The following is an 11,773-nucleotide window of genomic DNA, read 5'->3' on the forward strand; positions in this document are numbered from 1 at the left end:
AGTAAACGGAAAAACCATGAAGTATTTGTCAGCCACAACAATCGCTCAACAGATCAAGTCAGGCCAACTCTCCAGTCTTGCCATTACCGAGCATTATTTGCAGCGCATCGGCGCGCAAAATGGCCAATTACATGCCTTCGTTGAGGTATTTTCAGAGTCCGCTCTGGCCACTGCTAAGCAACGGGACAGCGAACCTAGTAGGGGTCCTTTGCATGGGGTGCCGATTTCCATCAAAGAGTGCTACCAACTTGCCGGCAGCCGAACCACTCTAAATTATCCGCCACTACGTAATGCTGTCGCGCAGAGCACGTCGTTGTTGGTACAGCGACTCATCGCCGCGGGCGCAGTTATTGTCGGCAAAACCAATGTGCCCACCCTACTCGCCGATGCACAGACCTTTGGCCCGATCTATCCAACCTGTAACAACCCGCATGCGTTGGAACGAACCCCCGGTGGCAGTACGGGTGGGGGTGCAGCGGCGCTTGCCGCCGACTTGTGCGCGTTGGAGCTCGGCAGTGATATCGGCGGCTCGATTCGTAACCCGGCCAACTTTTGCGGCTTATTTGGCTTCAAACCCACGGAAAATGGCCACCCTCTTGATGGCCATGTGCCACCGCTACCTGAGCTTGACTTAGGTATGTCGGTAATGAATTGCACCGGCCCGTTAGCACGATCAGCCGCCGACCTCGCCCTCGCTTACGACGTATTGTATGCGCCCGACTGGCAGCAGCGCCTGTACCTTCCTGTGGCACAAGAGCAAAAGCTGGCGGGAAGTTTGGCTGACTACCGATTTGGTTTTGTCGACAACATTGCCGGTCTGCGCCCTGGCAGCGCCGTCAGTAAAGCACTGGCTCACTGTAAGCAAGCACTTGCAGCAACAGGCGCCGAGGTATCTGACCTTACAATCGATGAACACTTAGCCCGTGAAGTTCTTATTTTATGGATCGAGCTGTTTGGTTATGCCATGGGGCAAACACTTAGCCTGCCCGTACGCAAGTTATTGTATTGGCAATATCGTTCGCTGCTAAAACGCTCAAGTTTGCCGTCCGAGCGAACGCTAAAAGCCTTCAAGACGGGGTTGCGGCTCAACTTGAGAACCTTTAGCCAAGCCTTAAAGCGGCGTCAGCAGCTTGTCACCGAAGTACGCCGCCAACAAGCGCAGGTTGATATTATCGTCAGCCCCACCAACCTTGGGCCGGCGTTCCCACACAACCCGAAGCACCAGTCCATCGCCCTCGACGGTGAGCAGGTACCTTATGTTGACTATTGCTTCCCCTTTGTAAATTTTTATAGCCTTACGGGGCAGCCGGTACTAACGATACCAACCGGTCGCACGGGTCAAGGCTTACCCGTAGGACTCTCGTTTGCCGCTGCGCACCACCAAGATCAGACCTTACTGCATTTGGGTGGCTTGCTAGAGCAACAAGGTTTTCATTTTCATGCCCCTGATAAAGGATATAATTAATGTACCGCTTTTTTGTCATACTCTTTCTCACAGTTTGGTGTACGACCGCCAGCGCCGAAGCAACCAAAGCTTTCGATGGCCACACCCCCTCCATCGCCGAGATTAAACAACTCCAACAGCAAGCTAAAGCCGAGGGTAAGAAACTACTACTGATACTGGGCGCCGACTGGTGTCACGATAGCCAAGCGCTCATCAAACAGTTTGAGTCACCGGCATTTGCTAAACAGCTTGAACAGACCTATGTTGTGCAGCGGTATGATGTCGGCTACCTCACTCGTGGTGAAGCAATAACTCAGCATTTTGGCGAGCCCACTTACTACGGCACGCCAACGGTAATGATTATTGACCCAACGACGGATCAAGTTCTGAACAAAGCCGATTGGCAACATTGGACCAATGCGGCCTCGCACTCTGCAACAGAGTTTGAGGATTACTTTCTTGGCGAGAACTATCGTCCGCTAGCACCAACCGCCGCCAACCGCAGCTTCGAAACCCAACAGGCTAAGCGCGTACAAGCTGGCTACGCTGTTGCCGGGCCTTTACTTGAAGCCTATAAAGAATCTGCCGCTGAGCGACCACCCGCTGAGTTTATGCAGGTATGGTCAGAGCTAGCGCGGTTCCGCAATCAGGTTTTTAACGATGTGGTAGACTTGCATGCGGCAACAGACCAATTCCCAAGTTACCCACCGCTGTCGTGGGAAAAGGAGTAGCAAATGACCAAAGTTATGCTCATTACTGGCGCGTCCAGTGGCATCGGTAAAACCACGGCACTAACCGCCGCAAAAGCTGGCTTCAAATTGATCCTTACCGCTCGTCGTAAACAGCTACTTGATGAGTTGGTGGCTGACATTGGCGCTGAACAAGCACTTGGTGTCGCCGCCGATGCTGGCAGCTTTGACGAGCTCAAAAACGTGGTCGATCAAGGCCTAGAAAAATTCGGTCAGCTCGATGCTGTGTTCGCCAATGCCGGCACTGGGGTGTCAACAGCCGGTACTGAACACGGTGACCCAGACGAATGGAAAAGCATGATCGATGTGAATATTAACGGTTTGCTTTATACCGCGCGGTTAACGCTTCCTCACTTACGTGCTGTCAAAGGCCACTTTTTACTGACGGGCTCTGCCGCCGGGCGTAATACCATCAAAGGTTCAGTTTATGGCGCAACGAAATGGTTTGTGCATGGCTTTGCACAGAATTTGGCTGAGGAAATGAAAGAATGGGACGGCCGTTGCACAACCATCGCACCGGGCATGGTGAACACGCCCTTTTTTGACCAACCCAAGCCCGATAAACTTGATCCGCAAGACGTAGCGGATGCGGTGATGTTTGCTGTAGAGGCGCATCCGCGCAACTCAGTGCGCGAAATTTACCTCATGCCTGCGTATAAAAATTAGGCGTTCGCCACGGCCTTGTCGTAGTGGTCGAGCAGCAACGCTTGGGCTTCAAGCAAAGGCTGTTCGGCCGCAACAATGGATTGCTGATGCTCACTTAGTAAACGCATCATTACTTCATTGTCTTCTTCACCGTTCCACATTTTTATGTACGTACCCTGTTTATAGCCGCGTTGCTGACGCAAGTTGTTGAGGGCATTCTTACCAATATAGGTAAGATACACCGTGTCAGCGTCGCCGTATGCGTCCACCAACATGGTCAGTAGCTTATCGAAAAATTGCTCGCCACAAACCAGCGGTACTGACGCCGAGCCATCAGCGGCCAAAGCAGCAACCAGTTCTTTACCGTCTTGCACGCCGGCATTATTGGCAAAGCTTTTAAGCATCAGTTGTGCAACAGACTCAAGTGCAGCTTCAGTGGTTTTGCCGTTCCTGCAGGCATGTTCAACGGCATCGGAGATGGCAAAGTGCAGAATATCTATCAGCTCCATATTTGCCTGAGCCCAATCCGCGCTTTGTTTTTTCCACCATTTGTAAGCGGTATGCTCAAAGTACTCACCAAGTTCAACTAAAATGGCTTTTACATCATCACGCTTAACTTTCGGAGCTTCAGGGTAATCTGGGTCAATCACTTGGTTAAAAGCAATTTGCATGGCGACGAGCTGCCGCGCTTGGGCTGGCGTCATAATTTTATCCTTATTGCGAACAGTTACAGATCTTGGCGACTAAAATTATCATATTTGGGCGTTGCGCAGCAGGGTTTATTCACCACGCAACGCCACACGACAACTTAAAGTGTTAGCAAGTAGTCGAGTAAGGCAAAATAGCGTTGGGCGTCTTCTGGTGCATGTGGCGCAGGTGCAGACACAACATATTGACCATTGACCACTAACGTCGGCACGCTGGTGATATCTGCTGCCATCATATCTTGTAAAATGACCCGTAACTTGTCAGTGATACCTTGGTCTTCATAAGCGGCCTGAAAAGCTTGTGGGTCGACGTTATGTTGCTCTAAGAAGGTGTTAATGTCTTCTTGATCCGGTAATCGGTTCTGGTTTACTCGGACGCTTTCATAGTAATGAATCAACTCGTCATCAAGGGTATGCCCAAGTCCGCGTAAAGCGTAAAACACACGCGCATCTAGCGCCCAACGTTCATTTGCCGGGGCCGCACGCTTGATAATCGTCACCCCAGGGTTTTCCATACCATAGGCAATAACGGTCGGGTTGAAGTCTTGGCAATGCGGACAGCCTGGCCACAAGAACTCCATGATAAATCCGTTGTCCGAAACTTCAGGCTCAAACTCAGCCACTTCGAGTGTGCTTTCTAACACTCGGTAGTCCTTACCCTCAACAAAGGTATAGGCTTCGGGCTGCACCGGCGTATTGCCGGCAAGTTCAGCGGCAACTTCGCTTGAAGCTGTGGACTTTTGTTCATCCGCGGCGGGTTGGCAACCAAGTAAAAGTAGCAGCGAAATACTTAAAGCAAAAAAACGCATGATCATTCCTTATGGTAATTGTTGAATCTGCAATAGCTTCATTTCACCGCACTATTAGGGAAAAGTCACGTAGGGAAAGATCACGCGACACTGTAAATACATGACGATTCGAGTACTATTGACCTTTGTTATCGTAGAAGGAGCATCTATGTCCATCTCTCCCCACTCCCGGTTTTGCTGCAAGCCTGCAACCAAAGTTTTGTGCGCAGCCCTCGCCGCGTATAGTGTTCTGGCGTTATCCGCCTGCTCACCGCAAACCGCGCAACAAGCTGCAACAACCCAGTACCAGTGTGGCGCTATGGATGTCACCACCAACCTTGATGGGCAAAACCTAACGCTAAGTTTTGGCTCCCAGAAGTTCGAGCTCGAGAAAACCGAGAGCACTTCCGGCGAGCGTTATGTAAACGCCAATCTCGGTGCAGAATTTTGGCACAAAGGCAATGAAGCACAATTTTCAACGGATAAATTTGCGCTACCTTTGTGCATTGAACAAGGTACTTTGCCACAGCAGTTGAGTGCCCGTGGCAATGAGCCATTTTGGTTGCTAAGTATCACATCCGATGCCGCTACCCTACGCACCCCAGGCGCTGAGCGACGCCTTAGCCTAGCCAATCGTGCGACATTTAATGACGCACCACCCTATCAATATGAGCTTAGCTTCGATGCTGGCGCACAACTTACGTTGTCTGAAGGTGTGTGCTACGACACCATGAGTGGACAAAGCTTTCCGTACAGCGCTGAATTTTCAGATGGCGCAGAGGATTGGACTGGATGCGCAGGTGACCCACAGCGATTACTGACCGGCGTTAGCTGGAAGGACAGCAGTGCGACAGAAAACGTCGCAACCATGACCTTTGCCCCCGAAACTCGCGTGAGTGGGTTTGCTGGCTGTAACTATTTCACCGGCAACTACACCATCACCGGCGAGGGTATCGACTTTTCATCTTTCGCGATGACCAAACGCATGTGCCCACCTGAGCAAATGGACTACGAAGACCGCCTAATGCAGCAGCTCACCCAAGTAACAAACTTTAAAGTTTTTGCCGACGGCACGTTGCGACTACAACTACGGAATGGTGATTACTTGTCATTTACACGCCATCCTTTTGATTTATTTGCTGATTGAGGTAAACGATGAAACTTTACGAGACAAAAACAGCACCAAACCCACGCCGCGTTCGCTTGTTTTTAGCTGAGAAAGGCTTACTCGACAAAGTGGAATGTGTCGAAATTGACCTGCAAAAAGGTGAGAACCTTACGCCAGAGTTCGCCGCCAAAAACCCCATGAAAAAAGTGCCCGTGCTGGAGCTTGACGACGGCACCTGTATTTCGGAAACCATGGCGATTTGCCGTTACTTTGAGTTAGCTTATCCGGATGCGCCAAATCTGCTTGGAGAGTCAGCACTTGAGCAAGCAGAAATTGAACAATGGTTACGTTGGCTCGACTATTACTTCTTCATTCCCTGCGGCATGGGCTTTCAACACACAAGTGGTTACTTCAAAGACCGCATGACCCCAGTGCCAGAATGGGGTGAACTCTGTATTGAAGACGTTAAAAAATTCATGGTCTTCTTAAATAACCACCTTGCTGAGAATCATTACATCTGCTGTGATCGATTCACGGCAGCGGATATCACTGCCTACGCCATTGCCGCTTTTGCCCGTGTAGTGAAGCTTCGGGTTGATGACACTTACCCACACTTACTCGAGTGGTATCAGCGCATGGACCAACGGCCATCAGCACAGGCTTAAGTAGTGCGGTTAAAGTTGACGTCAGGAAGGCTCTCAAACCCTGGTTTGGCAAAGTAATAGCCTTGGAAAAATCGCACTCCTAGCGCCACCAGTGTATTGAGCTCGGCCTCTGTTTCGACGCCTTCGGCCAATACCCTGGTGCCTTGCAAGGTACATTGCGCCAAGACCTTCTTGATTTCTTGTTGTTTTTCCAGTGATTGATCTAGGTCAGTGATCAAGCTGCGGTCAAGTTTCAAAATATGCGGGCGCAGTTCCACTAGCCAGCTATGGCTCGCATAACCGGCGCCGTAATCATCTATCGCAGTTTGAAAGCCGCGCGCCGAGTAACTGCTAAAAATGCGCTGTAAGTGTGCCTTACTTACGATCTCTTCGCCTTCGGTAACCTCAAACACTAACTTATTTAAGTCAAAGCCATAGAGATCAGCAGCTTCAATGGTTGCGCGAATACAGGTTTCGGGGCTGTAAACGGCATTTGGCAAAAAGTTAATATGCAGGAACGTCTCACAGCCTAAGCGAGCAGCAACTTCTATCGCCTTTACGCGACACGCTTGATCAAAATAATAGCGGTTGTCGTGATTTATCTGCTCAAATACCCAACCTGCGCCTTGCCCTTCGGTGCCCCGAACTAACGCTTCGTAGGCGCACACCTGCTGTGTCTGCCAGTCAATAATCGGCTGGAACGCCATGGTGATCTCAAAGCCTAGATCTTTGCCCTCAAGACAATCCTTACAGGTCTGTTGACGAATCGATTTAGGTATCGACATAAAACTCCATTTAGTTACTGAGTCAGCCAGAGGAAACTACCTAACGCGATGATTAGCCATAAAATAATGGCCAACAGCAAAGGTTTGAATCCTGCAGCTCGAATTCGGTTTAAGGTTAAGCTTAGCCCAATCAAGAACAAACAAAAAACCAAAATCTGTTTGCCGATAGCGAACAGCAAAGCAAAAACGTCAGTGCCAACGGGCGAATAGCTGGCCAATGCCGCAGTTAACACGAAGCCTCCGATGAACCAAGGCATGGCGATTTTTGCCCGCCCTTCTTTAGGCTGACTTCGAGCATAAACCCAAGCCGACACTAACGCGACCGGAATAATCCACAGTGCCCGCGCTAATTTTGCGGTGGTCGCAACCACCAAAGCTTCGTCGCCATAGGCTTCGGCCGCGCCGACCACCGATGAGGTATCATGAATGGCAATCGCCGACCACAAACCAAAGGTAACTTGGTCAAGTTCAAAAAAGCGGCCGATGATAGGAAATACAATTAAAGCAACCGAGTTAAGTATAAACACTACCGCCAGCGCGAGGGCCATTTGGTCGCTTCGCGCTCGAATGGCAGGGCCGACAGCAGCAATTGCACTACCGCCGCAAATAGCGGTACCAGAGCCAATGAGGTGCGCAGTTTTCCCGTCAAGGCCAAGCCATTTACCAATTAACAAGCCTAACCCTAAGGTCACCACTATCGATACAATAATAAGCCCAAGGGCCTCGCCAGTGGTGGCGACAGCTGCTTCTAGGTTCACACCAAAGCCCAACAGGATAATTGCCAGAGCCAATAGTTTCTTCGCCAACTGGGCAGGATTAAAATGCCGTGGCACCATACCGAAACCAGCCATGACAAAGCCGATCACCAGCGCCAGCGGCGACGAGATGATCCCCGACAGCGCCAAGACTGCGACTAGAACAAAGGCGAGGTAGGGAAGTATCACCATGATCACAGCTGATTAATCGGAAGCTTCAAGTAGACTTTACCGTGCGCATCGGCGGGCGGCATTTCGCCGGCACGAATATTGACTTGAATTGAAGGCAAAATCAGCCGCGGCATCGCCAAACCGGCGTCGCGCTCTTCGCGCATCGCCACAAACTCGGCTTCACTGACACCATCATGAACATGCTTACTGTGCTGCCGCTGTGCCTCCACAGTGGTGCAGCATTCATAGGTGCGCCCTTGCGGCGGATAATCATGGCAAATGTAGATTTCGGTGCTCGCTGGTAAGGCGAGAAGCTTTTTGATCGACTGAAACAAGGTGCTAGCACTGCCACCTGGAAAGTCGCAGCGCGCTGTACCTACATCGGGCATAAACAGAGTGTCGCCAACAAAGGCTTTGCGCTCATTAATAATGTAGGCGATGTCCGCCGGCGTATGCCCGGGGGTATGCATCACCCGAAACTGCATCTGACCAACCTCAAAGGTTTCTCCGCCACTAAAAAGATGGTCAAACTGCGCGCCATTTGGCAGAAACTCTTTTTCTAAATCGAAGACATCTTTGAAGATTTTCTGCACATCACGAATGTGCTCACCGATACCGATGCGCCCCCCGAGGGCTTCTTTGATAAAAGGCGCAGCAGATAAATGATCGGCATGGGCATGGGTTTCAAGCACCCACTCCAGCTCTAACTTGTTGGTTTTGACATAATCGACGAGACGCTGCGCACCGTCCGTTGCCGTGCGCCCAGATTTATAATCAAAATCTAATACCGGATCGATAATCACCGCTTTCAAACTTTGCGGGTCAGACACCACATAGCTAAATGTTTCACTATCAGCATCTAAAAATGCTTTCACCTGAGGCTGGGGGGCTTGACTCATACTACTTGCTCTCCTTTTGACAGTCACTCAAGCTAAAGTACTTTATTCTGCCTTAGGTTTAAACTGGATCACATAGCGATCTGTGTATATTATTGCGCCTTCTGCACAAACTAATGAGAGTTTACTATGGGTCGCGCCTTTCAAAACCGCAAGGAGTCGATCGCGAAAACAGCGGCGGCTAAGAGCAAAGTTTACAGCAAATATGGACGTGAGATTTATGTCGTGGCGAAACAAGGTGGTGTCGAGACCGATGCTAACTTGCAGCTTCGCGGCTTAATAGAGCGCGCCAAAAAAGATCAAGTCCCTGCCCACGTCATCGAGAAAGCTATCGAAAAAGCCAAGGGTGGTGCCGGTGAAGACTACGCGCCAGCAGTTTACGAAGGTTTTGGCCCTGGCAATTGTATGGTGATGGTGGAATGCCTTACCGACAACCCAGCACGCACCTTTGGTGAAGTTCGTAATTGCTTTACCAAAACCAAATCAAAAATTGGTGCGCCTGGCAGCGTGGCACACATGTTCGATCATTGCATGATTCTTGCGTTCGCTGGAGACGACGAAGACGCGGTTTTAGAAGCGCTGATGGAAGCTGATGTTGATGTCACAGACATTGAAGCGGAAGACGGAAAAATGACGGTGTTTGCCCCTCATACTGAATGGCACAAGGCCAAAACGGCATTACAAGACGCCTTCCCAGAAATCGACTTTGATGTTGACGAAGTGCAATACCTACCACAAGTGATGACATCGATTAATGGTGACGACGTGGCCATGATGGAAAAGTTTCTCGACATGTTAAACGACTGTGATGATGTACAAAATGTCTATCACAACGGTAACCTCGAGCAGAGCTAAAGGTTACCGTTTCGTTTACTGGGGTAAGTTAGTGCTGGGGCGCTTTTGCGCCCAACAAATTTAAGATAAAAGCATATTCCTCGGCGGTTTCTTTCAACCGTGAGAAACGACCCGACGAACCGCCATGACCTGCTTCCATATTGGTCTTGAACATTAGTGGGTTGTCATCGGTTTTTAAGTAACGCAATTTTGCCACCCACTTGGCCGGCTCAAAGTACTGCACTTGTGAATCATGCAGTCCGGTCGTGACTAACATCGCCGGATAGGCTTGTTTGCTGACCTGGTCATAAGGTGAATAAGACAACATATAGTCATAGTAAGTCTGGGTTTTCGGGTTGCCCCACTCGTCAAATTCATTGGTGGTAAGTGGAATGCTTTCATCAAGCATGGTGGTGACCACATCGACAAAAGGCACATGCGCTACTAAACCGCGATAATGCTCTGGGGCTAAATTCGCCACCGCGCCCATTAACAAGCCGCCGGCACTTCCGCCCATACCAAAAACCTTGCTCGGATGAGCATACTTCTCGGCAACAAGATGTTCGGTAACATCAATGTAATCGGTAAAGGTATTTTTCTTATTCTCTAGTTTGCCGTCTTCATACCAATGCCGGCCCATTTCTTGGCCCCCTCGAATATGCGCAATGGCATACACAAAGCCACGATCAACGAGGCTGAATACCGACTGACGGAACCATGGTTCAGACGTCGAGCCATAAGAGCCATATGCATATTGATAGAGCGGCGCCGTGCCATCTTGCGTAAAGTCTTTGCTGTAGAGTAACGACACTGGAACTTTCGTGCCATCATCGGCGGTCGCCCAAGTTCGCTCAGTCGCATATTTCGTCGTGTCGAAGTTCGGTACCTGGGTTGCTTTTAGCACTTCACGCTCACGCGTGGCCATGTTGTAAGCATAGGTGACCGTTGGTGTAACAAGTGACGTATAGTTGTAACGCAGAACTTCAGTGTCTTGCTCGACGTTGGTCTCGAAGGTCATAACATAGGTCGGCTCGTCTGCTTTTATTACGTGCCCCGACTCGGGTTCACTCCAAGGTACGATACGCACTTGTCGTAAACCATCGTGCCGTTCATTAAGCGCTAAGTAGTCCGTAAACAGAGAAATGCCATGAATATAAACATTTTCATCATGGGCCACCAGCGTCTGCCATTTTGCTTTATCACCAAGGTCTTCGGTTGCGACTTCCATAACTTGGAAATTCGGCGCTTGGTAGTCCGTTAGAATGATCCAACGGCCGTCGATGTGATCGGCTGAATACTGCAAATGACGCTCACGTGGCGCGAGTATTTGAAACTCACCGTCAGGGTTCGCGGCATCAAGCACGTGAATTTCGTTTGAGACAGTCGATTGCAGGCTAATCATCACAAACTGATTATCATTGCTGTTACTAACCCACATATAAAAACTTTCATCGTGCTCTTCATACACCAACTCTGCTGATGCGGCAGCGCTGCCGAGTTGATACTTAAGCACTCGCGTCGAGAGCAATGTTTGTGGATCGTTCTCAACCACATACAAGGTTTGGTTGTCTTGCGCCCACGCAACCGCGGAAGAAAGCCCTTTCATTTCTGTTGCTGTCGTTTCGCCACTGGCTAAATCTCGAACGAAGAGCTCATACTGGCGGCGACCAACATCGTCAACCATATAGGCAAGCTTGCTTTGGTCCGGGCTGACCTGCAAATTTGATACCTGCATGAACGACTGCCCTGCGGCAAGTTCGTTGACATCAAGCATCACCTGTTCTGTGCCACTCGCTAAATGCGTTCGGCTATAAATCGGATACTCTTTACCCGTTTCATAATGCGTTTGATACAGATAATCACCACGTTGATACGGCACACTTTCATCGTCTTGTTTAACCCGGCTCATTAATTCGCTTTCTAAGCCGTCGGTAAGTGCTTGGTAATCTGCTCGGTAGCTGTCGTAATAGCTATTTTCGGCTTGCAAGTACGCCAACACCTCAGGGTCTTGTCGCTCATCGTCGCGCAGCCAGTAATAGTGGTCCACCCGCTCGCCATGAGGTGAAACAATGGTATAGGGCTCGCGTTTCGCGGTAGGCGCTTCATCGGCACTGGGCTGCGATGAGCTCGTCGGTTGCGGCTGACAGGCGGTTAAAATGAACAGTGTGGCTAACGACGCAGCACTGTGCGTCCATAGACGTGAACGTAACATGAGGGGTCCTTTAGACGTAAATTAAATCAATTTGT

Annotated in this window: 12 protein-coding genes; 6 read left to right on the top strand and 6 right to left on the bottom strand. The window is 50.0% G+C overall.

Annotated elements, in window-relative coordinates:
• The first annotated feature begins 16 nt into the window (after positions 1–16).
• From PSI9734_RS06075 to PSI9734_RS06085, 3 genes are read left to right on the top strand one after another with little or no spacing between them, the layout of a single operon-like run.
• Positions 17–1,465: an amidase gene (locus PSI9734_RS06075; protein ID WP_173920227.1), complete on the top strand. Its 1,449-nt coding sequence runs from the start codon at positions 17–19 to the stop codon at positions 1,463–1,465.
• On the top strand, positions 1,465–2,175 hold the full coding sequence (locus PSI9734_RS06080) for a thioredoxin family protein (protein ID WP_173920228.1): 711 nt from the start codon (positions 1,465–1,467) through the stop codon (positions 2,173–2,175). The genes PSI9734_RS06075 and PSI9734_RS06080 overlap by 1 nt, the downstream gene beginning before the upstream one ends.
• A 3-nt stretch (positions 2,176–2,178) precedes the next feature.
• Positions 2,179–2,859 (top strand): SDR family oxidoreductase, encoded by a 681-nt coding sequence (locus PSI9734_RS06085; protein ID WP_173920229.1) that lies wholly within the window; start codon positions 2,179–2,181, stop codon positions 2,857–2,859.
• Here PSI9734_RS06085 and PSI9734_RS06090 read toward each other — a convergent pair.
• Together PSI9734_RS06090 and PSI9734_RS06095 are read right to left on the bottom strand one after the other, a co-directional pair.
• Positions 2,856–3,542 (bottom strand): dUTPase, encoded by a 687-nt coding sequence (locus PSI9734_RS06090; RefSeq protein WP_173920230.1) that lies wholly within the window; start codon positions 3,540–3,542, stop codon positions 2,856–2,858. The two genes, PSI9734_RS06085 and PSI9734_RS06090, sit on opposite strands and share 4 nt — an antisense overlap.
• A gap of 104 nt (positions 3,543–3,646) precedes the next feature.
• Positions 3,647–4,354 carry a thioredoxin domain-containing protein gene (locus tag PSI9734_RS06095; protein ID WP_173920231.1) on the bottom strand — a complete coding sequence of 236 codons (708 nt, stop codon included), beginning with the start codon at positions 4,352–4,354 and terminating at the stop codon, positions 3,647–3,649.
• Between the two features lie 148 nt (positions 4,355–4,502).
• On the opposite strand from PSI9734_RS06095, the gene PSI9734_RS06100 reads away from it, so the two are divergent.
• Together PSI9734_RS06100 and PSI9734_RS06105 are read left to right on the top strand one after the other, a co-directional pair.
• Positions 4,503–5,480 carry an META domain-containing protein gene (locus tag PSI9734_RS06100; protein ID WP_173920232.1) on the top strand — a complete coding sequence of 326 codons (978 nt, stop codon included), beginning with the start codon at positions 4,503–4,505 and terminating at the stop codon, positions 5,478–5,480.
• An 8-nt stretch (positions 5,481–5,488) separates the two neighbouring features.
• A complete protein-coding gene (locus PSI9734_RS06105) occupies positions 5,489–6,106 on the top strand; it encodes a glutathione S-transferase family protein (RefSeq protein ID WP_173920233.1) in 618 nt (205 codons plus the stop codon).
• Here the strand turns inward: PSI9734_RS06105 and PSI9734_RS06110 are convergent.
• Genes PSI9734_RS06110 through PSI9734_RS06120 form a run of 3 tightly spaced genes read right to left on the bottom strand, consistent with a single transcriptional unit; the run spans position 6,103 to position 8,695 of the window.
• On the bottom strand, positions 6,103–6,870 hold the full coding sequence (locus tag PSI9734_RS06110) for an EAL domain-containing protein (RefSeq protein WP_173920234.1): 768 nt from the start codon (positions 6,868–6,870) through the stop codon (positions 6,103–6,105). The two genes, PSI9734_RS06105 and PSI9734_RS06110, sit on opposite strands and share 4 nt — an antisense overlap.
• Positions 6,871–6,884: 14 nt before the next feature.
• Positions 6,885–7,817, bottom strand: a complete 933-nt coding sequence (locus PSI9734_RS06115; protein WP_173920235.1) for a YeiH family protein — start codon at positions 7,815–7,817, stop codon at positions 6,885–6,887.
• Between the two features lie 2 nt (positions 7,818–7,819).
• A complete protein-coding gene (locus PSI9734_RS06120; RefSeq protein ID WP_173920236.1) occupies positions 7,820–8,695 on the bottom strand; it encodes an MBL fold metallo-hydrolase in 876 nt (291 codons plus the stop codon).
• Positions 8,696–8,821: 126 nt separating this feature from the next.
• Between PSI9734_RS06120 and PSI9734_RS06125 the strand changes: the two genes are divergently transcribed.
• Positions 8,822–9,547 (top strand): YebC/PmpR family DNA-binding transcriptional regulator, encoded by a 726-nt coding sequence (locus PSI9734_RS06125; RefSeq protein ID WP_173920237.1) that lies wholly within the window; start codon positions 8,822–8,824, stop codon positions 9,545–9,547.
• A gap of 28 nt (positions 9,548–9,575) precedes the next feature.
• Here the strand turns inward: PSI9734_RS06125 and PSI9734_RS06130 are convergent, their stop codons facing one another.
• Positions 9,576–11,738 (bottom strand): S9 family peptidase, encoded by a 2,163-nt coding sequence (locus PSI9734_RS06130; RefSeq protein WP_173920238.1) that lies wholly within the window; start codon positions 11,736–11,738, stop codon positions 9,576–9,578.
• Between the last annotated feature and the right edge of the window lie 35 nt (positions 11,739–11,773).

Origin of the sequence: Pseudidiomarina piscicola (assembly GCF_902806985.1) — a bacterium.
Classification (GTDB): Bacteria; Pseudomonadota; Gammaproteobacteria; order Enterobacterales; family Alteromonadaceae; genus Pseudidiomarina; species Pseudidiomarina piscicola.